The 24,224-nt window shown below is 46.6% G+C and carries 18 protein-coding genes; 2 read left to right on the top strand and 16 right to left on the bottom strand.

The annotated features are described in order from the left end of the window. Window positions 1–39: 39 nt before the first annotated feature. A complete protein-coding gene (gene uvrA / locus BP97_RS0117600; RefSeq protein ID WP_028550267.1) occupies window positions 40–2,544 on the bottom strand; it encodes an excinuclease ABC subunit UvrA in 2,505 nt (834 codons plus the stop codon). 196 nt (window positions 2,545–2,740) lie between these two features. Between uvrA and BP97_RS0117595 the strand changes: the two genes are divergently transcribed. Continuing rightward, window positions 2,741–3,235, top strand: a complete 495-nt coding sequence (locus BP97_RS0117595; RefSeq protein ID WP_028550266.1) for a MarR family winged helix-turn-helix transcriptional regulator — start codon at window positions 2,741–2,743, stop codon at window positions 3,233–3,235. A 297-nt stretch (window positions 3,236–3,532) separates the two neighbouring features. Continuing rightward, complete coding sequence (locus tag BP97_RS0117590) at window positions 3,533–4,753, top strand: GNAT family N-acetyltransferase (RefSeq protein WP_028550265.1); 1,221 nt, start codon at window positions 3,533–3,535, stop codon at window positions 4,751–4,753. A 368-nt stretch (window positions 4,754–5,121) separates the two neighbouring features. On the opposite strand, the gene BP97_RS0117585 is transcribed toward BP97_RS0117590, so the two are convergent. The 15 genes from BP97_RS0117585 to BP97_RS38940 all read right to left on the bottom strand — a co-directional run bounded on the left by BP97_RS0117585 (window position 5,122) and on the right by BP97_RS38940 (window position 24,197). Next, a complete protein-coding gene (locus BP97_RS0117585; protein WP_028550264.1) occupies window positions 5,122–6,597 on the bottom strand; it encodes a protein adenylyltransferase SelO in 1,476 nt (491 codons plus the stop codon). Window positions 6,598–6,779: 182 nt separating this feature from the next. Further along, window positions 6,780–7,991, bottom strand: a complete 1,212-nt coding sequence (locus tag BP97_RS0117580) for a Ger(x)C family spore germination protein (protein WP_231506329.1) — start codon at window positions 7,989–7,991, stop codon at window positions 6,780–6,782. After that, window positions 7,988–9,469: a spore germination protein gene (locus tag BP97_RS36735; RefSeq protein WP_064745716.1), complete on the bottom strand. Its 1,482-nt coding sequence runs from the start codon at window positions 9,467–9,469 to the stop codon at window positions 7,988–7,990. The genes BP97_RS0117580 and BP97_RS36735 overlap by 4 nt, the downstream gene beginning before the upstream one ends. Beyond that, the gene (locus tag BP97_RS0117570) at window positions 9,456–10,562 is read right to left on the bottom strand and encodes a GerAB/ArcD/ProY family transporter (RefSeq protein WP_028550262.1); all 1,107 of its coding nucleotides are present in this window, start codon (window positions 10,560–10,562) and stop codon (window positions 9,456–9,458) included. Before BP97_RS0117570 ends, BP97_RS36735 begins: the two co-directional genes overlap by 14 nt. Continuing rightward, complete coding sequence (locus BP97_RS0117565) at window positions 10,559–10,810, bottom strand: hypothetical protein (protein ID WP_028550261.1); 252 nt, start codon at window positions 10,808–10,810, stop codon at window positions 10,559–10,561. Before BP97_RS0117565 ends, BP97_RS0117570 begins: the two co-directional genes overlap by 4 nt. 180 nt (window positions 10,811–10,990) lie before the next feature. After that, window positions 10,991–12,979: a right-handed parallel beta-helix repeat-containing protein gene (locus BP97_RS38945; RefSeq protein WP_028550260.1), complete on the bottom strand. Its 1,989-nt coding sequence runs from the start codon at window positions 12,977–12,979 to the stop codon at window positions 10,991–10,993. A 57-nt stretch (window positions 12,980–13,036) separates the two neighbouring features. Next, complete coding sequence (locus BP97_RS0117555; protein ID WP_028550259.1) at window positions 13,037–13,867, bottom strand: carbohydrate ABC transporter permease; 831 nt, start codon at window positions 13,865–13,867, stop codon at window positions 13,037–13,039. After that, window positions 13,860–14,738 (bottom strand): carbohydrate ABC transporter permease, encoded by an 879-nt coding sequence (locus tag BP97_RS0117550; RefSeq protein WP_028550258.1) that lies wholly within the window; start codon window positions 14,736–14,738, stop codon window positions 13,860–13,862. Before BP97_RS0117550 ends, BP97_RS0117555 begins: the two co-directional genes overlap by 8 nt. A gap of 30 nt (window positions 14,739–14,768) precedes the next feature. Continuing rightward, the gene (locus tag BP97_RS0117545; protein ID WP_028550257.1) at window positions 14,769–16,085 is read right to left on the bottom strand and encodes an ABC transporter substrate-binding protein; all 1,317 of its coding nucleotides are present in this window, start codon (window positions 16,083–16,085) and stop codon (window positions 14,769–14,771) included. A 42-nt stretch (window positions 16,086–16,127) separates the two neighbouring features. Then, window positions 16,128–17,684: an FAD-dependent oxidoreductase gene (locus BP97_RS0117540; RefSeq protein ID WP_028550256.1), complete on the bottom strand. Its 1,557-nt coding sequence runs from the start codon at window positions 17,682–17,684 to the stop codon at window positions 16,128–16,130. A gap of 30 nt (window positions 17,685–17,714) precedes the next feature. After that, window positions 17,715–18,851 (bottom strand): hypothetical protein, encoded by a 1,137-nt coding sequence (locus BP97_RS36725; RefSeq protein WP_051620692.1) that lies wholly within the window; start codon window positions 18,849–18,851, stop codon window positions 17,715–17,717. Continuing rightward, the gene (locus BP97_RS0117530; RefSeq protein WP_028550255.1) at window positions 18,848–19,642 is read right to left on the bottom strand and encodes a creatininase family protein; all 795 of its coding nucleotides are present in this window, start codon (window positions 19,640–19,642) and stop codon (window positions 18,848–18,850) included. The genes BP97_RS36725 and BP97_RS0117530 overlap by 4 nt, the downstream gene beginning before the upstream one ends. Continuing rightward, complete coding sequence (locus tag BP97_RS0117525) at window positions 19,639–20,394, bottom strand: SDR family NAD(P)-dependent oxidoreductase (protein ID WP_028550254.1); 756 nt, start codon at window positions 20,392–20,394, stop codon at window positions 19,639–19,641. Before BP97_RS0117525 ends, BP97_RS0117530 begins: the two co-directional genes overlap by 4 nt. 34 nt (window positions 20,395–20,428) lie before the next feature. Continuing rightward, window positions 20,429–22,405, bottom strand: coding sequence for a right-handed parallel beta-helix repeat-containing protein (locus BP97_RS0117520; RefSeq protein ID WP_028550253.1), 1,977 nt, complete (start codon window positions 22,403–22,405; stop codon window positions 20,429–20,431). A gap of 70 nt (window positions 22,406–22,475) precedes the next feature. Further along, a complete protein-coding gene (locus BP97_RS38940; RefSeq protein WP_051620691.1) occupies window positions 22,476–24,197 on the bottom strand; it encodes an amylo-alpha-1,6-glucosidase in 1,722 nt (573 codons plus the stop codon). Window positions 24,198–24,224 lie beyond the last annotated feature (27 nt).

Raw genomic sequence — 24,224 nt, 5'->3', positions numbered from 1 at the left:
GACTAACGACACAATCTTGATCCTATCTTTTCTCAGCAATCAGAGCCCCGCGGCCAGAATCCGTTTCAAGAACTTGCCCGTATACGAAGCTGGAACTTCTGCTAGCTGCTCAGGTGTACCTTCGGCTATTAGTTTACCACCGGCAGAGCCACCTTCCGGACCGATATCGATCACCCAGTCGGATTCCCGAATCAGTTCCAAACTATGCTCGACAACGACTACAGTGTTTCCCGTATCGACTAGCTTATCAAGCAATACTTGAAGCTGTTTAATATCAGATGGATGCAGACCCGTCGTCGGCTCATCCAACAGATAGAGTGTATGGTTTTTGGACGGCTTACTCAGCTCTTTTGCCAACCTTATCCGCTGTCCCTCACCGCCGGATAAAGTTTTGACCGATTGACCCCATTTCAGGTAGCCAAGCCCGACCTCGCACAGCATCGTGATTATGCCAGCAATTTTGGCTTCTGATTTGAGAATCGGCAAGCTTTCCTGTACTGACATATTAAGAAGATCCGAGATGGAGAAGCCTTCATACTGAACCTGCAGGACTTCATCTGTAAATCTTCTTCCTTTGCAATCGTGGCACTTCACCTCTAGATCGGGCAGAAAATTCATATCTACGGACAGAACACCCAGGCCTTGGCAAGTCTCGCAACGACCTCCTGGCGTATTAAATGAAAAATGCTTGGAGGTCAGCTTTCTTTCCTTAGCTCCTGGTAGTCCAGCAAATAGCTGACGCAGGTGTGTAAACACATCGGTATAGGTCGCGACATTCGAACGCTGGATTCTTCCCATTGGTGTCTGGTCAAAGATCACGATATTACCTACATGCTCCAAGCCCATTATTGCCTTGCATCCCGTTTTCTCCTGTCTTTTCATACTTCCTTGCGCAAGGATATCGAATACAAGCGTGGATTTGCCTGAACCCGAAACCCCAGTAACGGATACTAGGCTGCCAAGCGGAAAAGAAACGATCGGGATATCTATGTTGCGCACATGTGCTTCCTGGATCGTGATTTGCTTTCCGTTCCCCTTTCTGCGTATACGTGTCGGAGTCGATTGACTCTCTTCTCTCAAATAAGCACCAGTAACCGAAAGTTCACTTGCCATCAAATTTTCCAGGCTGCCTTCACCTACAACGGTCCCCCCATATAACCCGGCACCTGGACCAATATCGATAATATGATCAGCAGCGCGCATCATCTCGACATCGTGCTCGATAACGAGCACTGTATTGCCTAAATCCCGCAGTTCCTGGAGCACTCGAATAAGGCCAACTGTATCCCGCGGATGTAGACCCGTCGTCGGTTCGTCTAATATATACAGCACACCGGTCAGTCCCGAACCAAGCAACGATGCTAAGCGGAGCCGCTGTGCTTCGCCGCCGGATAGTGTCACTGTCTGCCTATTCAAGGAAAGATAACCAAGCCCGACATCCATAATCCGTTTTAACCGGGTAGGCATATCATGGAGGATCGGTTCAAGAAGATGAAGTCCTTCAGACGGAAGCACAGCTTCCAACCCTCTCGTCCATTCATATACCTCGCCAAGCGACCAATCCGAAACCTCGGAGATGGATGCTTCAGCTACCCGAACGAGACGAATTTCTTTCTTCAGACGAGAACCATGACATTCAGGGCATAGCTGTTCATGAAAAAAGCCTCCGTCTTTTTCTTGAGCGCCGGATTCCCCCTCCTTCTCCTTATAGCGCCGCCACAAACCGGGTATGACACCTTCAAATTTAGTGCCTTGGACCGGTTTCACATTAGGAAAATGCTTCTTGAAAGCATCACTCTCTATTCCGTAGTACAGCAAATCACGTTGAACTGTACCGTACTCTTTCAATGGTTGATCGGGGTCAAGATCAAACCCGTAATGTTTACCTGCCGCCACTAAAATACGGATTTGAATATCGCGATGGACGCCGTTCAGAGAAGCAACTCCCCCATCTCGTAAGCTTAGCTCCTGATTGAAGACAGCTGCTTCATTAATGCTTGCCACATGACCAAGCCCACTGCACGCTTCGCAAGCTCCTTCCGGCTTGTTGAAGGAAAAGTGTGACATCCCAAGCTTCTCAAGCTCTGTATTGCAATGCGGACAGCTCATCGTCTGTCGTTCCATGTCCTCGTCTTCCTCTGCCAATAGTCCCGCCGGTTCAAAAGAAGGCGGGATGATGCCGCTGCAGCTCGGGCATACTCTCTCCCCTAGTCTGGAAAAGATAAAACGTACATACGTGTAGATGTCTGTCACAGTCCCTACTGTTGAGCGCGGGTTGCGATTAGTGACATGTTGTCCGACGCTGATGGAAGGGGACAGTCCTTCAATAGAGTCGACCTTAGGCTTGCTAACCGAATCCGATGCTAAACCCATGGATTCCATATACTGTCTCTGACATTCCCGTTGAAGTGTATCCATCGCCAGCGTTGATTTGCCAGATCCCGACGGACCTGTTAGTACGACTAGCTTGTATTTGGGAATCGTAAGCGATACATTTTTCAGGTTATTCTCCCGAGCACCCTTAATAATGATTGCATCTCTCATAAAATAATCCTCCTTAATCTCCAATATCGTATCATTAAAAGGTTCAGCCCCTTGTATCCAGCGTTATACTGAACTACTTTACAAATTAGATAGGATTTCGTTAAAATAAATTTAATTTATATGCTGTTATCTAGTATCTTGATTATCTAATATCTCGATGATCGAGATATTTATATCTTAAAAGGAGGGTTGTCTTTTGTCAAGCGATCGACATGATCAACCAACAGAGCTTCAGGAAAATTTCACCTTACGCATGCGAGGACTAGGAACCCGAACGGTACTATACCAGCAAAATGTTGCAGCCTCATTAGGCCTATACAATAATGATTATATTTCCGTTGATATCCTCCACGAAAAAGGTCCCATTACTGCCGGGGAGCTGTCAAAACTGACCGGGCTTGCAACTGGCAGCATTACTGCACTAATTGACCGGCTTGAAAAAAACGGTTTTGTACGAAGGCAACATGACCCTAATGACCGTCGCAAAGTAATCATTGTCCCTTTGTATGAAAATATAGAAGAAGTCAGCAATACGTACCTCCCCCTTCACACTGCGATGGTGAATCTTGCTTCCTCTTATTCCGATAAAGAGCTAGAGTTCATTACTCAGTTTTTAGGCAAAGCAAGTGCGGTCCTGGATGAGCAAATTCAACTGCTTAGCTCAACATCTCGAAGCAAATCCTCCTCCTGAAATCTATAGCAATTAAAAAGACGATGTTCTGAAAGTCATTGACTTCAGGGTATCGTCTTTTTTCACAATTAAGCCACCCTCTGACCTATAATTTCAGCCTGTTTCGTTCTGCCTGGTACTATTAATAAGGCAACCGATTGCTACCGCGGATCCTCAATAAGAACAAACTCCGGATTGTAAGTCGTATTATCAATATCGGTAAATTATGGAACCACCCAGTTTTCCACTTATTCACTCATAAAATGGCTTCAATATACTACATAATAACGTTAACGATATGATGTGGAGGAGAAAGCGATGAGCCGGCAGAAGCTTCAAGACAGATTGAAGATGAGGAAGGTTGAGCCACGGCATGGAGAGCAATTCAATGATCTTCTTCGCTATGTATTCCAGGTGACGAATCATGATCTGCATACCTTCGGCTGGGAGAACCGCGAGATTGCTCAGGCAAAGCTTCCCGTACTGAAGCAGGCTGATGTACTAGGCTGGTTCGATGGGGATAAGCTCATTTCCCAGTTGGCGGTTTACCCTTTTCAGGTTAACATTTTCGGGGAGATCTATGACATGGGAGGCTTAACCGGTGTCGGAACCTACCCGGAATATGCCAATCTTGGCCTGATGAGCCAACTGATGCGACAGGCGCTCGCGAATATGCGTGAACGGCAGCAGTCGATATCCTATCTATATCCCTATTCGATCCCGTTCTACCGCCGTAAAGGATGGGAGATCATTTCCGACAAAATCTCATTTGAGGTGAAGGATACGCAGCTGCCGAAGCTGAAGACAGTGCCAGGCAATGTCGAAAGGCTATCGATCGATCACCCGGATATTCGCGATGTGTACCGCCGCTTCGCCCTGATTCATCATGGTTCGATGCTGCGCAGCGAGTTGGCATGGGAAGAGTATTTGCGTTGGGATCTGGATGATCTGACCGTAGCGGTCTATTATGACGAGAATCAGCAGCCGCAGGGCTACTTGCTCTATTGGATTGCTGAAGAAGTCTTTCATATGAAAGTTATGGTGTATATTGACGGAGAAGCGCGAGCGGGATTGTGGAATTTCATCAGTGCTCATTTCTCAATGATAACGCGTGTCAAAGGCCATGTTTATACGACAGAGCCTCTCGCCTTTCTACTGGAAGACAGCGATATCAAGGAGACGATCTCTCCTTACTATATGGCACGGATCGTCGATGTTCACCGCTTCGTGAAGCAGTATCCGTTCCTGCCCCAGACCACGGAATGCCAGATGACCTTCACGCTTCACGATCCAATGCTAGAGTGGAATCAAGGCAAATTCACTCTCAAGGTGGATGAGAAGGGTCGTGGGGAATTAACGGAGGGCGGAGGTAATCCGGAGGCAGCCTTCGATATACAGACACTGACGACGATGCTGATGGGCTATAAACGCCCGGCATATTTGGCGCGGGCAGGCCGCTTCCAGGCACAGCAGGCAACCATCGAGTTGTTGGAGAAGCTGATAGAGCGTCAGATCCCCTACTTCTCCGATTACTTCTGATGAACCCTGCCGCGGCAGGAGATAGGCTCGACCTCACGCAGTTCTCCGATTCCTCGGTATTTGGATAAAGGAATGATACGACGAACCGGTTCTTGGCCGCTTGACGATGCGACGTCAGAATGGACTTATCCTTCAATCCGCTTCCGTGCCACAGGTTTGTGTCAAATAGGAGGGTTTCACCTGTCTCTTCCAATTGCTTCTGTTCAGCCCTAACCACAAGTGTCTTGGTTTTGATACTTTCCATTCATAAAGAAGTCGAGAGTTTTTTGTTAAAACCTGGATGAGTTTCATATATAATAGAAAAAGGCCAAGTATCATGGCCTTTTTTTTCAATCCTTATTATGTGGTTTTGATCCTATGCTTCTATATCAGGTACCGCAATAGGTTTGATAAGGACGGCCAGATTGCGCAGGCAGTACGGAGTAATCAGCCTGTTCGGGCGAATGCGCATATGGATTTGATAGTACATCAAGAAGGCGCTCCATCACGCTATAGTCTGCTTGTTTCACTGCGGCTTCTAGTGCTTCCTCCACCCGATGATTGCGAGGAATTAATGCGGGATTGCTGCTTTGCATTAATTGATGCGATGAGGCTCTTGATTCATCCTGCCTGCCTAGTCTCGCCAACCACAGCTCATGCCACTGAGTAAATCCCGTCGTGCCATAAAAGACCATATCCTCCGGTTTATCAAAAGTTAAAGCGAGGAAGGTATTGGTATAGTCTGCATGATGCTTTTGCATCATACCGAGAAGGTCTTCAATTAGGGATTCATCCTGTGGCTCTTCATTAAAGATTCCCAGTTTTGCCCTCATTCCTCCAAGCCAATTTCGTTGAAACAACAAGGCAAACTCTGAAAGGGCATCTTCAGCCAGTTTAATAGCCTGCTCTTCGTTAACATGCAGCAGCGGCAGCAGGGTTTCAGCAAATCTCGCAAGATTCCACATGGCAATTTGCGGCTGATTACCATAGGCATAGCGGCCGTGAACATCAATAGAACTGAATACCGTAGCTGGATCATAGGCATCCATAAAGGCACAAGGACCATAATCTATGGTTTCTCCACTAATTGCCATGTTGTCGGTGTTCATTACACCGTGAATAAAGCCAACTAGCTGCCATTTGGCAATCAGCGCAGCCTGACGCTTGATCACAGCCTGAAGTAGGGATAGATATCGGTTCTCGTCAACCTCTACTTCTGGAAAATGTCTATGCAAGGTGTAGTCAGCCAAAGCACGGAGATCTTGTTCTGTACCTCTATTTGCTGCGTATTGAAAAGTACCTACGCGTATATGACTTGCAGCCACGCGGGTCAGAATTGCACCCGGTTGTTCGGTTTCGCGGATTATAGACTCACCGGTTGACACCACGGCTAGGCTGCGGGTGGTTGGAATACCTAGCCCATACATGGCTTCACTGATGATGTATTCACGCAGCATCGGTCCAATTGCCGCTCGTCCATCGCCTCCGCGAGAGTATGGCGTTCTACCTGATCCCTTGAATTGAATATCAACCCGCTCACCTGAGGGAGTGATATGTTCGCCAAGCAGCAGAGCCCTTCCGTCCCCTAATATGGTAAAATGCCCAAATTGATGACCTGCATAAGCTTGAGCAAGAGGCAACGCACCTTCAGGGATCTGGTTGCCTGCTAGCACTGCTAAGCCAGCATTGCTTTGCAGTGCTTGGACATTCAACCCCAGATAGGCTGCCAATGGGCCATTGAGAATGATTAAATTTGGTGAGCTTACAGGAGTTGGGTTGAGCTTAGTAAACATGGTTTCCGGCAGACGAGCGTAACTGTTGTCGAAATTCCATCCCGTTTCTACCATTGCTTTATTCTCTGACATCGTATCTCCTTCTTTCTATCTACTTACTATATCAACACCAAGGCAATCTTCTAGTGCTTACTTCTGCCAATTTATTATACTCTTTCCATACATAAATGGCGCCTTTTTTTGAATGTACCTGAAGAAGCTCGTAAACAACGTGTGAGAACCAATTTGGACTTATTTTCTAGATCGTCTGATTTTTATGGTCCAATTTCTTCTTTGTTAATCTGCTCCGTCTTCAGCTCCGAACGAAGCAAGCTAATTTTAGCCTCTACTTTAACGGGTGCTTTAGCAAATAGTTCATTCCATTCTGAAGCAACCTGTTGGTATTGCTTATAATGTCTTCTGTACAGGTTTTCACCGAATCCAAACACGTCCACTCCATACTTATACTGAACTTTTTGAATGGTCTTGGATATTTGTTGTTGAACGTAGTTGGAGGTCAAACCTTCCAAATGTTGATATCCTGCTACCTCATCCAAATTCTCTTTCTTATCAATACTGTAAATTATTCCTTGACCTTGTAAAGTCAATGCTATGTTGGGCTTGCCTTTAACCATTGTTACTTGGAACTTAGATTTGAGTCGAAGCAAGCGTATCCCAGCATACTTGCCCTTTTCTTCTAATGGAACTGATAGTGTGGTGCCATGCAACTCATCTCTTGCCATAATAATCATTCGGCCTTCCTCTGGAGTCAGAAATCCAATAAGTTTATCATCGTGAAATACGGCCATTCCTGACAATTCGACCAATGCCTTAGGTGCCAATGATTTAATACTTTCTGTATCGGAGCTTTTTTTTAAGTCTCCTTTTAATGTTACAGTTCCAATAAGGGGTTCCCTTCCATCAATCAGAAGAGCTTGAGTCATGTCAAATAATCGGCTATCGGCTATCCCCCCCCAGCCTTTTTCATAGCTCCTCACTTGTTCACGGATCTTCAAACTTGAATATTCACCACGAGGATAAAGAACCCTTAATATGTTCGCTGCTGGTGCATCGTGAGCAACTAAAATAATAACATCCTCTCTAATGTACCTGGAACGCTGGAGGGGATCCAAGTGTTTTCTTAGTCCCATTCGAGCCAATCTTTCATCGAAAACAATGATACCTATATGTGAAACAAGCATCGTTCGGTCTATAGATTGGTTTAATTGTGAAATAGCTTCTGCCGTTGTATTTCCTTCAATCGATTGTACGACGCTGGGACTCGTACCTTTCCCACCTTTCTGAGTCGCTTCACTGGCATTTAACGTTTCGACGGTTAATCGTATCTTTCCATTTTGACCAGGTTCAAGTGCGACTCCTGTAACAAGCGTCGTTTTATTAAGCTCAACAAGATCCCAACAGCCTGCTAAGATAGTAACTAAAGAGATAAGTAAAAACATAAGAAGAAGTCTGCAAGCGTTATTCATGTCCTTCCTCCCTTATCTTCTTTACTCCCTTGTCCGTCAGGAACGGATAAGGGCCACCGGAAAAGTGCGTCTTTATGTCCACTCTTGATAAATGGGGCGAACGGTGATAAATATGGATAACCGAAGGACTCCATTTTCACTAGATGAATTAGCAAGAAGCAAGCGAAGAGAATGACACCGTACAATCCAAACAACGATGCCAACATAATAACGCCAAATCTCAAAAGCCTAACATTTGCACCAAAAGTATACACTGGGGCTACGAAGCCCGAGATTGCAGTTAATGCGACGACAATAACCAAAATATTTGAAATAATCCCTGCTTCTACGGCAGCTTGTCCCAACACTAAAGCTCCGACAATCGATATAGCTTGCCCCACAACACGAGGCATTCGAGTGCCCGCTTCCCTTAAAATTTCAAAGGTTATTTCCATAATTACGATTTCAATAACCGCAGGAAATGGAATCCCCTCTCTTTGTGCAGCAATGCTTGTCAAAAGAACAGTCGGAATCAATTCTTGGTGAAAGGTGCTCACCGCTACGTAAAGAGAAGGAATAAACATAGAAAAGAGAAAAGAGATGTATCTCAGAAGACGTGAGAAAGTACCAAAAGCGAACCATTGATAGTGATCTTCCGGAGATTTGAAGAAATCGTTCATTACAGCCGGAACCGCCAGTACGAATGGACTGCCGTTCACAATAATAGCCATTCGGTTCTCTAAGATTAGTGCACAGATGGCATCTGGCCGCTCACTGCTGTAGGCAGTTGGAAATAGTGCCAAGGTTCTCGGTCTAAGGATTTCCTCCAAGCTTCCAGAATCAAACAGACTGGGCGTTTTGCTTTTATTCAAACGGGCTCTAACCTTTTGAAGTACCTCGAAGTCTATACCCCCTTCGATATAGGCAAGGTAGACGGAAGTCCCCGATTGAGTCCCCACTGTATGTTTTTCAAAGCGGAGCTTTTCGTTCAGAAGCCTTCTGCGGATTAAACTCATATTCGTTTGTGCAGATTCATTAAAGCCTTCCTTCGGACCTCTAACCACAGTCTGTGTGGTCGGTTCTTCCACCGATCTTTCATCCAATTTCTTGGCATCAAGAATTAAGATCTCCTGTATGTTATTAATAAAAACTGCGGCATATCCAGCAATAAGTTTATTGGGAAGATCATTCAAACAGATAATCTCGCTTGTTAGCCCGCCGAAATACTTATATCGTAATACTCCTAGTAACTCAGAAGGATTATCATCCCAATCCACATCAGAGACCGTTATGGGTTTTATGATGTTTTCCATCATAAAGTCGTTGCTTGTCATTGTGTTTAGATAACAAAGAAGCCCTTCTGATCGCCCTATCCAAATAGTGACGATGATAAGATCTTCAGTGTCACCAAATACTTGATGCAAATACGATTGAACTAGCTTTTTCGATTGTACATGCAGGGTATTGTCTTCAGTCTTTGTACTTTTATCGTTTCCCATAAAGGAGGCTCCCCTTCCGCTTAGCACGAACCCAAATAACAATTCCCGTCAATAAAGGAATGATAAATTGGAGAGGAATATGCAGCATAAAAATAACGTAAGTGAGCCCTTCTTTACCATGTTCAGCAAAGTTATGTGAAACCATCAATGATAGAGCCCCAATTAATAATCCAAAAGGATAAATGTAGTTAAGACTAACATTTCGAAATACATAAGAAACACCCTTGACACTCGCGTATAAAAAAACGGAGCATTTCATAAGTACACTCAAGATAGTGATCATAGATACAAGAGCATCCATTCGTGAGATGAAATCACCGACCTTAATAAGTCGGGCCGCATCCAACAAAGGGAACGCGGAAAACTTCTGAATTTCCATACCAAGTGACAAAACCTGAAATAAATCAGAAAGGGTTAGAATAGTCCCTGCCGTTACAATTGCAGCCAATCCCATCTTTTTAAATATGACTGGACTGCCCGTACCAGGGTTTAACATGAGGAATACTATCAGTTCTCCATAAGGAAACCACAGGGTGGCAATAAAGCATTCTTTTACTATGGGTCCAAAACCTTTGGATAAAAAAGGAAGCACGCGTTCTGGAACAAGTGACCCACTCATTGCCAAAAGTAAGCTTAGTATTATGAATAATAAAACTACTAATACTACGATAATTTCAGAAAGGCGCCCTAGTGTTTTTATACCACCATAAGCTGTATAAGCAATTAATATGACAAATAACAGAACAACGATTTGAGTAGGCGTTACTCGCAGCAGTGCTGTCATCACTAGTTCCACCATATCTCTAACGTTGCGGGCAGCAATGTAAAGGAAATAAACAGCGTAGCAAATCGCAAAAGCGTTACCAAGATACTTGCCCCAAGCCATTACTAAGAGACCTAAAAAACCGTTTTTTGCTTGGATTGAGAACAATATCGAATACATAAGAAACAAGGGGATCGCCGGTAGAATCGAGAGGAGTTCAACCAACCATACATCAGGAACTACTTTCGGAGTCCCGAAAATGATAGCTGTACCTAACAAACAAATAAGCATCAGCGAATACGTTTGCATTGAGGTTAATTTACTTGTCATATCAACTTCCCTTTGCCGTTTGCCGCCTTTTTCTTATGTTTTTGAGATTGTTTCCTGCCACGAAAATCCCATATTAGTGCTAGTAATAAAGCTCCTGCAATAAATAAATAATTTGCCGCGTTATCATTAGCTCCAAGACTCAGCCTTGTTAATGCAGAACCAAGAGACTCATGATATACCTTCATATCGAGAAATGTCAGGAGCATTAAAGTCAATATGGTAACACAAAGCAACCCGATACTTGTCAATTTTGGACAGCCTCTTCTCTGGTTTGTAGTATCCATATTTTGTACAAATCCATTGAATAATATGTAAACACATGAAAATGTTAGTTAACTCCTTTATATTTCAAACGCAAAAAGGCTAACCAGTACCATTAGGTTAGCCTTTTTATACATTATTCCCAATCTACATGTGGCATATCTTGCCTATTGCAGCCAATCACCTACCATACTTCTGATCTCCCAATGACCGTCTGCTCGACCGGATAGAACAATGGAACATCCTTGGAACGCGTTACCGATGACGGGCTTTGCCCCTATAGGTGTCCAGATGGATTGTCCTGCCTGTGTCGCCAGACTGAACCGATAGGCTGCCTCCACATAGAATGTATAGGTGATGGAAGCTTTAGCTGTCGGAAGCGCTAAAATCACTTCGTTAGTCGCACCACTATTGGTTATTTTGAAACCAACGGTATCCAACGTGAGCGTGTCTGATGTCGCGTACGCTTTCACTGGCAGTAGAAGCTTTTGGACATGCAGCTCCTCAGTTATCGGATCAATGGAATACAGGCTTTGGCTTCCTCCCTTGACTGCACAATTGACTATGGCTACGTTTCGTATAAGCTCCGTCTTATTTCTTTTAAGACTAAATCCTCGCTTGATGAGAGGCTGTGTACGTGAATCGACGGACTCACAATCCATGTAAACGGCATTCCCGATGACGCTTCTTGTTTGTGCCGGTACAGTAGTCATAATGAACGAGGAACCGTATCCATATGCGTCGTCCGGTTGATTCACCGTGTTACAATTGATCGCCTTGCATCGGATATACAAGCGTTTGGCACTGTCCGCAGAAAAGGACAAATCCGAAAATCCTGCATACTGCTCATTTTGGGCCAAGCAGTCGATTAATTTAATCTCTCCTTGAACGGCTTTCGCTCCATCTCCTCCATAGTTCATGGAAAATCCGAAAGAATTGCCATTCGTTTTACAGCCATTAAATACAATATCAATAGGCTCACTGGTAGCGGTAGGTTTCAGCAAAGTGACAAGGAAGCCTCGACCTGTATTTCCATCTGCCACGCAGTTGGTGAAACGAATATTTTTCAACAAATCGAGCTGTCCATTAGGTTCTATGTCCACGCCGCTCTGGGGAGCCGTCCCCTTCGTATTGGAGAAGCGGCAGTTTTCTACGATGAGACCATCCACGGATATAACCGATAGCCCCTGCCTTCGATTGTTATCCGCTCTGCAATTGCGAAGCACGATATTACGGCAAGAACCAACTGTCGATTCAAAATACCCGACATAAAATCCATCGCCGCCGCTGTCATTAGCATTAATATTCTCGATCACTACATTCTCCGAGCCGCTGATATCAAAGATATGGGCCTGTTCACCGGAAGTATACGCCGATTTGTTCATGCGCAAGGTGGATCCATTGCCATTTATGTATACATCTTTAACCGTCTTGATCCGGATCAGCCTCTCATATACAGGACTGACACGACTTAACGTGTCTATTGCCTGAATGATTGTCCCTGGCTCCAATTCAATGGCTATTTGGCCGGGAATGAAGAGCTGCCCTGTCAGGTAGAATCCAGACCTATGCTTAGGAATGAACAGCTTATGGCCTGCAGCCGCATTCAAGGCTGCTTGCAATGCCTGTGTATCATTGGTCACCCCATCCCCCTTGGTTCCGAACCAGGTAGCAAGGATCGTATCCCCGAAAATACGTTTAAACCGCTTCCCATTGGTCGACGCGAGTACGGTTCCGGTGTTGTCAGGCGTAGATCCGTCATAAGGATCATAGCGAAAGAATCCTTCCTGAAGCTCATTGGTTACGTAATAAACCATTTGAGGGTCCGGCTCCGTTTCAGCCCTAAGATCCTCCAGCTTCACAGCTAGACAAAAATCCATATCCAGCAGTTCAAGCAATTCTTTCTTGCGGTTTTTTTGCTCCATACCGTATACGGACTGGGTAACGGACGTACTTTGAGCGGATACTGCATGCAGCCCCGCCCCTTTCCATAACCCTGTTGAAACCGCAGCAATACCTCCCAAACCTATCGCAGCCAACAGCTTTCTTCGGCTCATTAACGCTGGTCTCTCCAATACCTGTTCCCTAACTTCAGATGAGTCTGTCGTAGCCGATGCCTCTTTAAATTCATTAGAGTTTTTGGACGGTTGGGACATAGGTCATTTCTCCTTTTCCAACTATAGTTTGTGGGCGTGTTACAAGTGAGACATAAGCTAGCCTTTCAAACCTGTCGAAGCAATCCCTTGTACGAAATACTTTTGAGCGAACAGAAAAACAAAAAGAACGGGGATGATGGTTATGACTGCACCAGCCATAATAAGTGTCATCCGATTTTGCACTTCATTTTTCAGAAAGAGCAAACCGAGAGGAAGAGTAAACATGTGCTTATCCTGCAAGTAAATAAGAGGTTCTAACGTATTATTCCAGGCACTGATGAATGTAAACACCGCTAATGCCGACAAGGCTGGCTTAGCCAGAGGCAAGTAAATGGTGTAGAAAATTTTCCAAGGATTGGCCCCATCAACCCATGCGGCGTCATACAGCTCCTTAGGCAGTGTCTTGAAAAACTGATGAAGTAGGAAAATTCCGAAGGCTCCTCCCAGAAAGCTTCTCAGAATAAGCGGATAGTAAGTGTCCAGCGCACCGACGGATTTCCAAATAAAATAGGTTGGAATCATCGTAATCTGAGATGGCAGCATCATCGTACCGAGCATCGCTAGAAAGATTAAGTTCCGCCCTCGGAATTCAAAAAAAGCTAGTCCGTACGCAACAATGGCACAGGAAGCAACCGTTCCTATCAGATCCATTAAAGTAATAAAAATACTGTTCATGGTGTACTGCAGGAAGTTGACTTCGATCCATACCTGCCGGTAGTTGTTCCAAACAACCGGATCGGGCATTAGCTTGGGAGGCAGTGTCAATTCGGACCCGGGCGCTGTCAAGGAAGTCGAAAGCATATACAGAAATGGGATCAGCATGAGGATCGATCCAATGCCTAAGATGAGATAGGCAGCCAATTTTAGACCCGTATGGCTTTTACTCATAATGCACCCACCTTTTCTCAGTCACCTTCTGGAAAATGGTGATGATCAGAATGATTAAGAACAGCCCCCAAGCCATGGCCGATGCACTGCCCATCTTGAAGTTGAGGAAAGAATCCCTATAGATGAGGATATTCGGCACCATATTTCGGTCCGCGACGGAAATGACATCACCTAGCATGACTAGGAACACATCAAAAGCATGGAATGCGGAAATGGTAGACAAGATCATGACCATATACACCATGGGAGAAACGATTGGAACGGTAATTTTGGTAAACAGCGCCCAACCGTTGGCTCCATCCATACGTGCTGCTTCCAGCATTTCTTTGGATATATTTTGCATGCCCGCCAAAATCAGCACCATGGAATACCCGGCTCCCTTCCAGATGTTAACTATAGCGATGGAACCAATGACGAGCCACCAGTTTCCGCTGCGGATCCAATCGACCGGTTGGATTCCCATGGAGTACAAGATCCAATTCAACAATCCGTATTCGTTGTTATATATCCACAGCCAGATCATGCCTCCTGCTACCCAAGGGGTGATAACCGGCAGGAAAAAAACAAGCCGAAACAGCGATTTGCCCCTAAGCTGTTGATTAAGTAAGTACGCAAGGAATAGCGCGACGATGGTCTGAAGCGGTACAAACAGTACCGCAAAAAAGCCGACATTGCGAAGCGAGAGCCAGAACACTTTCTGATGCAGCAGCTGGTCCCAGTTTCGCAGGCCAACCCATTGCGGTGGATTGAATAAATCCCACTTCGTAAATGTCAGGTAAAGGGAAAATACGAAGGGGAACAGGAAGAATATTAGCAGCTGCAGGACAAAAGGTAACGTGAAGGCGAAGCCCCACAAGCCTTGTTTGCGCATCCGAGCACCCCTTTTCCATGTCCATTCTATTTATTTATTGTCATCAAGCACTTGCTGAACCTTTTGCTGAATTTCTTTGGCCCCATCTTCTGGCGTCCGCTTGCCGTCCATAATGTCATTTAGAATTGGACCGGCTGCGGCTCTCCATTCGTTCCAGGAGGGGTTCTCATCCAAGGTGCCGCCCGCTTCTTCAATGCCTTTGGTGTAAGCCTTCTTGTTCAGTGGCTTGGTCGTGGATTTCTCAAGTTCCGCAAGAGCCGTTTTCTTCACAGGCAAGCTAGTTCCACTTTCGGAGAGCAAATTCTGTCCCTCATCGCTTAAATAGTATTTGAGAAACGTCCATGCCGCCTCTTTCACTTCAGGCTTCGACTTTGAGTACATTACCCATTGATTCACCACCATCGGAACAAAACGCTTGCCGTCCATCCCTTTTGGTATTTTTACCGTATCCCAATCCAGGTCCGGCTTATTTTTATTTAGCGAAACCTGGGTTGCATATTGAAAGAAGGTCATCGCCGCTTTCCCGTTCTCAAAAAATTTGCCGGTGTTCGCGGCTTCCCGAGTAGGGCTGATCTTCAGCTTGTTGATCGTATCGGCCCATGCGGTCAATCCTTGGATCGATTTAGGATCGGTAAAATTCGATTTCGTCAATGTCGTATCAAGGGAAGAACCACCGTAAGCCCTCATCCAAGGCAGCCAGCCGAGTGTTATATTGTTGCCGGTCTGAAAGCCGAAGATATCGGGCTTTCCATCCCCATTTGTATCCTTCGTCAGCTTCTTGGCCGCCTCAATCATATCGTTGTAGGTCCAATCATCTGTTGGCAAAGGCACATTGTTATCTTTAAAAATCTGTTTATTAAAGGCAAGCGCACCGGGATTAATGCCGTGGGGAATGCCATAAATTTTGCCATCCAGCTTGGCAGAGGTCAGGGCACTTACATACTCGTCTGTCTTCAGATCCCGCTTAATAAAGGGCTCCAGATTTTCCGCAACGCCACGTTTGCCGTACCCGAGCACAACGGCATTTTCTTGCAGCCAGAGATCAGGAGCATTATTGCCCGCAATACGCGTCACGATTTTGGTAACAAAATCGCCCCACGGCGTTTCCTCGATGTCCAGCTTAATATGGGGATACTTAGCTTGAAAATTGGTGATGATTTTCTTGCTAGTGATATCGTATCCTCCTGGCAGACCAATTTTAACAGTGACTTCTTTGGGCGAAGCCGCCATCCCCTCTCCGACTGGTTTCCCACTCGTTGGGGCATCTGTAGACTTGTTGGATGAACAGGCAGTGACCATAAGAGATAGGGCTGCAATTAGTCCAATTGCCGTTGCCTTTGAGCTCATGAGCGTGACCTCCCTTTAAGTACAATTTGAAAATCAAAATACTTACATCTCAGCTTGCAGAATTTGACGATCCGCCAGCAGCTGGTTGCGCAGCAAGCCATAATCCAACTCTTGTAAAGTACATTGATGCTGTAATGCCAGCGCCGCCGCTGTGGCCGCAGATTGACCTAGAATCATGAACACAGGCTCCATCCGAATAGAGCCATAAGCAATATGGGAGGAAGACAGACATACCGGTACGACAAGGTTCGTACATTCCTCTCCTTTGGGAATGATCGCTCGATAGGAGATCGGATAAGGACCCTTCGGACTTATTTCCACGTTACCCTCATTGATGCAACGACCGTCTAGCACTAATCGTCTGCAATTGTGGGAGTCCATTGTATAGGCAGCTAACCCAACGGAATCCTCTACAGTGGAATAATGACGACAATGATGCTCTGTCATTACAACATCTGAGATCATGCGTCTTGCCTCGCGAATATAGAGCTGGTGAGGCCACCCGCCGGTAGCTTGAAATTCGTCGGCAGGCAAGCCCCATGCCCTAACCTCCGCTCTGATGGATGAGGGAATGCTGTCATCATTCGCCAGGAAATACAGCATGCCCATATTATAGTGAACATGTTCTTGGAAGAGCTTCTCACGAACCCGGTAACTCGCCTCGGGCCATGCATAATTTCGTCCGATATAATCTGTAGAAACTCCACCCCAGTTATTCAAATCGCTCTTGTGATTCGGCATGACCTTATTGAGCTTCAAGGCATCCCAGACGCCGCTATGAATGTATCTAGCCAGCAAGGCGAATTCATCGCTGTTATAGCTAGGAGGCTCAGGAAAAGGAAGCTGATTCTCCGGGTTGCTGCTCAAACAAATCCGGAAATTGTACGCCTGCACGCAATCGTCCCCCTGCCCTTGTACTCCCGGTGCGTCCTGTGTTATTCCAGGCAGCAGACCACTATCGATTTTGCCTTCGACGACGTAGGGATCCACCCAAGCCATGAAGTTATGCTTTGGATGGCCAAAATGGATACCGTTCAAGGTTTCTTTGTACACGGTATTGGATTCCCGGCCCACATGGTACGATACACCGGCCCTAGCCAGCAAATCCCCTTCATATGAGGCGTCGATAAACATGGGAGCGGAATAAGTAGTGCCATCTTCCATTGTTATCTGTTTAATGCGACCGGATTTCATCTCTACGGAGTCCAAGTGCTGCTCAAAGCGAACCTCCACCTTCGCTTGCTCCAGCCATTCCATCAAGATTCTCTCAGCTACTCCAGGCTCTAAAGCCCATGTTCGACCGTCCGGCTCGTCGCTGCCATAATGCCGGCCAAGTGCCTCATACAACTCGCTGGAAATGCCACCGATGGCGGTCATATCCCCAACATCCGTTCGTCCTAGGCCGCTTGAGGTCATACCTCCAATATGCTGTCCGAATTCAGCAATAACCGCTTTAAGACCCATGCGGGTTGCTTGGACAGCTGCTGCCACACCCGCTGGGGTACCGCCATAAATGCACAAGTCTGCATCAATACGTTGAGGTGGATCGGAGAGCTGCTGTTTGGGCTTGTAATAATATAAGTTGGATAAAGTGCTCATCTGGGATCTCCCCCTTGGTTATGTTTTGTATCATTTAATAGGATTCACACCGAAGACTTCCACAGGGGAATATCGGATGGATCGAAGCTGAGATGCGAGCAATTTTTTACCTGTATGAAGCGATTCCATACCCAGGTTGATCAAGGCTGATGTGACGAATGTACGTTCGGCAGGTACAGAAGAATGGCCGGTCAGGATCATCTGCTCAATCTGTTTCGTAAGCTTCTCGAAGTGGCTGTAAGGACGCTCCCATCCACTTTCACAGCGAGCTGCTGTGATCTCCCCATCAGCTCCCCGAAAGGCAAGAGCCCATTCCTTTACAAAGCGTTGCAGTTGAAGAACATATCCTCTCATACCATCGCAGTACTCGATGATGAATAATACGGGAACATCTACATGATCCCTCGGATGCCCCGGCAGCGATCCACTTACCGTACGTAATGCTTCAATCATCAGTTCCTTGGGGACCTCTCCCCGATCCATAGCAGCCCATACAGACCTTCCCTCCAGAGCCTGCACCGAATGAATGCCGGTCTCTCCTCCGTCTCTTTGTTCTGCCGCCGCTTGCATCACTTCCATTCCATGGAATCCGTAAGACTCAATGCCAAGCCAGCTTATGACGAAAATTTCCTTAGCCTTCTTCAATCGCTTGGATGGGTAGCTTGGTACCTGTGGTGTATGTGGAATAGACGAACCTCCGAGAAAGGGAAGACCTCTTCGCGTAATCTCCCTATAAATCCATTCCGTATCTTCAATCCGATAAGACAGATGTTTGTCATTGAATATCGGAACAGCAAGCCCTAAATGATCCAAGGCACGGAAGGTTTCCTCAAAAAAGCGACGGCGCGGATACAGCTTCTGCCGCTTCTCGTTCCATGGATAGTCACCATGCTCACCGATCAGAAGAACGCCATCCACAGGAAGCTCGACATGAGGTGCGGCAATCGCTTCTCCAATCGATGCATAGATAGGGATTCCGTTGATTCTGGCCGCCTCCCTACCCAGATCGTTAGGAGGCTCCTGGTCCAGGTACAGCGCAACGACATCAATCTGCGGCTCATATCCGAATTGACTCAACAGCCTTCCGAGGATGACATCCGCATGGGAATCAGGACGGTATTCCGTAACGATGGCAGCCAATTTTTTCCGTTCCGCTCGAATGTTCATGCGGTTGGCTTCGCCCCTTCATTCATCCATTGATCTACTTGCAAAAGCCAATGGACTGTTGCATCAATGATAACTTCCAAATAGGATGCTCCTTTGGCTCCGTCCATGGGTTGGATGGAATCCGTGTAACCATCCAACCCAGTCAATTCGCGGTGTTTACCGACATAAGAACCAGGTGGCCCTCCATGTATCCATGAACGTTGGAGATGCTTAGATCCAGCTATCGAGTCCTTCCCACCCTGGATTAATTGCGGGGCCAAGGAAGCAACCAACGAGGCTTCGAACCCCCCGGCATGACCCGGAACCATCCCCATCTCTTGAGCATTCAGCTCGTTGAGCGCTTCTCGAGACAAGCTCCAATACGAAGCAGAAGCAGTCCAGATGTTATGCTGAACGGCAAGATCTTGAGCTGCTTGGTGCATCAAAGCCTCATTGCCTCCATGCGCATTCAGAAAAATCATTTTACGGAAGCCTCCGGCTATGAGGCTTTCACCAAGTTCTTTTAATATAAGAAGATACGTTGAGGAGGAGAACGACAAAGTACCGCCAAAAGCCAAATGATGCTGCGAACAGCCTACCGGAAGGATGGGAGTCATGAGCAGCTTCATGGAGCTGGCAGCCTTCCTGCATGCCTCAAGGGCAATATGTTCGCCTATCATAGTGTCCGTGTACACAGGGAGATGCGGTCCATGCTGTTCGGTCGCCCCCAAGGGAATAATTACAGCATACCCTTCCTGGGCCTGCTCCTTTAACGACTCTCGTGTTCCATGATGAAATAGATAATCGTTCATAACGTAAATCCCCCATCAATGGTTATCAATGCACCGGTGATATAAGATGACGCATCAGATAGCAGAAAGGCAGCCAGCTCAGAAACTTCCTCAGGAGTACCTGAACGGCCCAACGGTGTTTGGGCAGCGACAGCTTGCTTGAAGGCTGGGGGGAGTTGACGCAGGGCCTCCTCTGTCTTGATGTCCCCAGGCAGCAAAACATTCGCTCGAATTCCACTATTAGCATAATCGGCAGCGAGGACTCGGGTCATCTGGTTGACCCCTGCTTTGGCGGCGCCATAAGCCAGACAAGCCGGTTTCACCTTTTGACTCAAGACCGATGAAGTATTTAAAATAACGCCTCCTCCAGATTCAATCATTAGTGGGAGTGCATATTTATTCACCAGAAACGTACTGGTTAAGGTACCTGACAGCACTGCATTCCACTCCACTGAGGTAAGCTCCATGGCTGGTTTGGAAATTTGTGTATAGGCGTTGTGGTAAAGACCGTCCAAGCGCCCCCAACGCTGCTTGATGCATTCGAGAACCGAGGTGACTTGCTCTTCATCGCGCGCATCCGATCTCACATACATCCATTCCGTCTTATACGCAGAGGCAGCAGTATGTTCAAGCTTCAGGCTCGCCTCTTCAGGAGAGGCCAGGTCTGTAGCTACCACCCGGGCACCTCTCTCTAAGAACAGGTTAAAGGCAGATAAACCTAGCTTCCCTAGAGCACCTGTCACCAGAATGACTTTCCCATTCAATTGAGCCATAGTCTCACCCCCTTCTCATTTATTCCGATGGATTTCAGACTAAAGGAAACCAGTTGCCGACGGCGCTAGCTACCTCCCACCGGTCATCTGCTCTTCCCAACAAGGTTACGGAGTCTCCAACGTTCGCAGACCTGACGATACCTGCTCCAGTTGGCGTCAAGATAGCATCGCCGGACGCTGCTATGATATTCACTTCGAGAGGAGCGTTCACGGAGAACGTATAGCTGCGGCCCGATTTCGCCTTGGGGAGTGTGTAGCTTACGGCAGCCGTTGCTCCGGAATTGTTAATTTTGAATCCAAGGTAGGACAGGCTTATTGCTCCAGCTGATGGTAGAGCAATCGTGAGCTGGGGTTGATTTCGTATGAGCACATCCTCAGAAATCGGTTCAACCTCAAACGCAGCTAGCGTGGCTCCATTAGCTTTACAGTTGACATAACTGACTTTTTTAATGGTTTCGTTCACTTTCTTCTTAGTTGTAAATCCTCGTAAGGTTTGTGATAGCTGACGATCATCGATGGCTTCACACTCATAATAATAAGCATTGCCAATGGAGAGTCGAGATTCGGTTGTGAGGCTTGTAATAATAAAGGAGGAGCCTAGAGCATATTCATAATTCAGATCATTATTGCTATTGCTGTTGTAGGCTATGCAGCGGATATAGGTAGTTTTTACACTTTCGGCAGAGCAGGATAGTTCCGCAAAGCCGCAATACAGGTCTTTTTCAGCTCGGCAATCGATGAATTTAATCTCACCTTGAGCCCCGCTATTAGCGGCATCATTGCCGTAGCTGACAACAAAGCCGTAAGTATTGCCACGAGAGATACAATTTTGAAAGAGTACATCTATTTTCTCGTTCGCAGCCTTTAATTTCTTCACCATGGATACAAATCCGCGGCCTTTGTTGTTCTCGGAAAGACAATTTATAAACCTGACATTCTTGAGCATTTCCAGATTGTTCGTGTTGTTGGGCTCAATATCTACACCTGCTTGAGGGGAAGTTCCGCTCGTATTGGAGAATGTACAATGTTCTACCAGGAGCCCGTCGACACTGATGACAGATAATCCTTGTCTACGATTATTGTTGGCTACACAATCGCGCAGCACAACATTTTTGCAATAAGGTAATGTGGCTTCGTAATTGCCAATATAGAATCCATCCCCACCACTGTCATTTGCATTAATTTGTTCAATCGTAATATTGGAGGAGCCGCTAATGTCAAAAATATGGGCTTGCTCACCTGATGGGTAAACGGCCTTGTTCATTCGAAATGTCGCCCCGTTGCCATGAAGGGTAATGTCCGTCACGTTTTTTATGCGAACCAATCTCTCATAGGGGGTAATTTTTAGCAAGGTATCGATAGCCTGAATGATAGTACCGTGTTCAAATTCGATAGTGATATGGCTTGGAAAAATAAGCTGCCCGGATAAATAATAATTGTTTTTGTGAAGCGGGATGTAGAGCTTCTTCCCTACAGATGCATTAAGAGCATTTTGGAGTGCTACCGTATCTTCCGTTACTCCATCCCCTTTGGTTCCGAACCAGGAAGACAACAGCATATCGTCGTACAATCGTTTGAAGCGTTGACCTCCGGTGGACACAAGAACGGTACCCGTATTGTCAAGAGAAGAAGTGTCAGTCGCATCATAGTGAAAAAATCCCCTTTGCCCCTCATCGGTAACATAATAGATGTCGTCAACAGAAGGTGCTGTCTCCAGCCGTAAAGCCTGCAATGAGATAGGAATGCAATAATTACTTGCAATGGTTTCCTCTAAAGGCAGCCCGGAATTGTTATAGACGGCGTTCGTCACGGAAGCATTACCATAGGCGGCGGACAGCCTCGAACCTGACAGCCAACCCCCTGTCGCCATTGCGACTCCTGCAAGACCTAGAGAAGCCAGAAGTTTGCGTCTGCTGATTGGAGCTTTGGATGCCTGTACAGGCTCGTTTGGCGAGTTCTCAAGCATAACGACATCTTCTGAAACGGAATGCTTATTCACTGGATTTGACATTGTTTATTCTCCTTCCCTCTTGTTAACGCATCGATTTGGGCTTACCGATAACGGGGAACGCTACAACTTCCTATGTCAGTTCAATTAACATACAGGCCGTCAAAGCAGCTGACCAATGAAAGTCCCGGACCACATCCATCTTTTTACGTATATCATATAAAGCGGATGGCGGCCCCTTGCGATCACAAGCAATAGGAGGAACACGATCCGAGGAGTCGAAATATTCGAAGATCACCCCGAATCGTTCATAATAAGTTTGAACCATATGAATCGTTTGCCGGGCTAGTTGATCCGCTTCCTCTTTCCTTCCCTGCCTCTTTAGTCCGATGTAGACGAGGTAGTTCGTATTAATCCATACCGGTCCTCTCCACATGTCTGTGCCGTACTCCGCTTCCGAGGCTGCTGTTGTGGGGATTGGAAACTTCGTCTGGAAATGGTCAGGATCCTGAAGCAAGGAGACTAGCCGTTGCGTATGCTCCACGGGCAATCCGTCCAGAAGCAAAGGCAAAAACCCGCTCACCGCCTTCACTCTGGAGAGACTCCCATCCATATCTCTATCAAAATAAAAGCCTTCTTTCTCATCCCACAGGCTGCTATGAATTTGGCTGCGTATATTGGCCGCCTTCTGCTTCCATTCGTTCGCTAATTCGATGTCCCCGACCTCATCTGCAATAAGTCCGATATAATGCGCATCCTGAGCGACGAATACTGAAAAATCAACCGCATCCAGCAAGGCCGCACGATCAAACCGTGGAGAATTATCCATCCCTGACTCACCGGAGCGGCATAACGGGTTGCCCTCAATCATCCACTCGAGCAGCCCATTACAGTTACTATCACGGTTCGCAATATCCCAGGACAGATAATGTACCAGCCGGGGAAGCGCATATCGCAAATCGGCTTTACGCTTCGTATGGAGATAATTTTCCCATACCCCCCATGCGAGGACAGGAGGCTGCGTCATATTCGAGCTTGACCCATCCACTTTGGTCGTATGTGGAATCATTCCGTCTTCTTGCTGCGTATCCAGCACCGATTTCAAAAAATTCCACGCGATCGCCGGGTCCACCCAATTCATCGCAAAGGTATGAAACACGGAGTCCCACAGCCACATCGCTTGATGGGGAACACGATCCGGTGTGGACCAGTGCTGATGAATAACTCCTTCGGCTGCAAGTGTATTTACTTTCATCACGCTTAAGCATTTGAGCAGGAGCCTTTCTTTCAGCGGATCTTCCAATCGGGGAGCATGGCGATAAAACTGCATCCGGTCTTCTGCTTCCTTCCAGACATCGGATGCCAGTCCTTTCACGGCCCGCTCGGCGGCTTCTTCCACTCCGCTTCCGTAAGCCAGCGCCCAACGTTCCTCGTGTCTAAGCAGTACAACAGCATCCTGACCATCCACTGATTCCGTAATCAGAAGCGCATCCTTCCACCGAACCTCACCGCCGTCTTCCTCTTCAAATCTCAGCTGCATGTCCACAGTCGCTGGAGCTGATCCAACTAGCGTGTGCCAACTCTGAAATACCGCGAGCAGCGGACCCGCTTCCAGGTCTGCTAATAAGACGTCACCCGTAGCAATTTGAACGTTTCCGGGAAGAGTTGCTTGAAATTCCAGCCATCTCCGTTTCGGAGTATGGAACAGCAAACTATAATCGTTAGCCCCTACTGTAGCTACAAATCGAGAGCTTGAATGTGTCGGTCCGTCATATCCGGAAAATGCAAACAATGCTCCCTCCATCCACAAATTAGGTACATTGTGTTGAACCTGCATCCATGTCTTGCTCTTCAAATAACTCTCTCCCTTATGAATTGCTTT

Source organism: Paenibacillus sp. UNC451MF (genome assembly GCF_000686845.1).
GTDB lineage: Bacteria > Bacillota > Bacilli > Paenibacillales > NBRC-103111 > Paenibacillus_S.
The sequence above is the reverse complement of the archived record's forward strand: the minus strand, read 5'-3'. Positions and strand labels throughout refer to the sequence as shown.

Bases quoted from the DNA above. Each gene is read 5' to 3' on its own strand.
- BP97_RS36725 (WP_051620692.1), bottom strand. From the start codon at position 18,851: ATGAACATTCGAGCGGAACGGAAAAAATTGGCTGCCATCGTTACGGAA.
- BP97_RS0117570 (WP_028550262.1), bottom strand. From the start codon at position 10,562: ATGACAAGTAAATTAACCTCAATGCAAACGTATTCGCTGATGCTTATT.
- BP97_RS0117545 (WP_028550257.1), bottom strand. From the start codon at position 16,085: ATGAGCTCAAAGGCAACGGCAATTGGACTAATTGCAGCCCTATCTCTT.
- BP97_RS0117550 (WP_028550258.1), bottom strand. From the start codon at position 14,738: ATGCGCAAACAAGGCTTGTGGGGCTTCGCCTTCACGTTACCTTTTGTC.
- BP97_RS0117580 (WP_231506329.1), bottom strand. From the start codon at position 7,991: ATGAATAACGCTTGCAGACTTCTTCTTATGTTTTTACTTATCTCTTTA.
- BP97_RS0117590 (WP_028550265.1), top strand. From the start codon at position 3,533: ATGAGCCGGCAGAAGCTTCAAGACAGATTGAAGATGAGGAAGGTTGAG.
- BP97_RS0117585 (WP_028550264.1), bottom strand. From the start codon at position 6,597: ATGTCAGAGAATAAAGCAATGGTAGAAACGGGATGGAATTTCGACAAC.
- BP97_RS36735 (WP_064745716.1), bottom strand. From the start codon at position 9,469: ATGGGAAACGATAAAAGTACAAAGACTGAAGACAATACCCTGCATGTA.
- uvrA (WP_028550267.1), bottom strand. From the start codon at position 2,544: ATGAGAGATGCAATCATTATTAAGGGTGCTCGGGAGAATAACCTGAAA.
- BP97_RS0117525 (WP_028550254.1), bottom strand. From the start codon at position 20,394: ATGGCTCAATTGAATGGGAAAGTCATTCTGGTGACAGGTGCTCTAGGG.
- BP97_RS0117555 (WP_028550259.1), bottom strand. From the start codon at position 13,867: ATGAGTAAAAGCCATACGGGTCTAAAATTGGCTGCCTATCTCATCTTA.
- BP97_RS0117520 (WP_028550253.1), bottom strand. From the start codon at position 22,405: ATGTCAAATCCAGTGAATAAGCATTCCGTTTCAGAAGATGTCGTTATG.
- BP97_RS0117530 (WP_028550255.1), bottom strand. From the start codon at position 19,642: ATGAACGATTATCTATTTCATCATGGAACACGAGAGTCGTTAAAGGAG.
- BP97_RS0117540 (WP_028550256.1), bottom strand. From the start codon at position 17,684: ATGAGCACTTTATCCAACTTATATTATTACAAGCCCAAACAGCAGCTC.
- BP97_RS38945 (WP_028550260.1), bottom strand. From the start codon at position 12,979: ATGTCCCAACCGTCCAAAAACTCTAATGAATTTAAAGAGGCATCGGCT.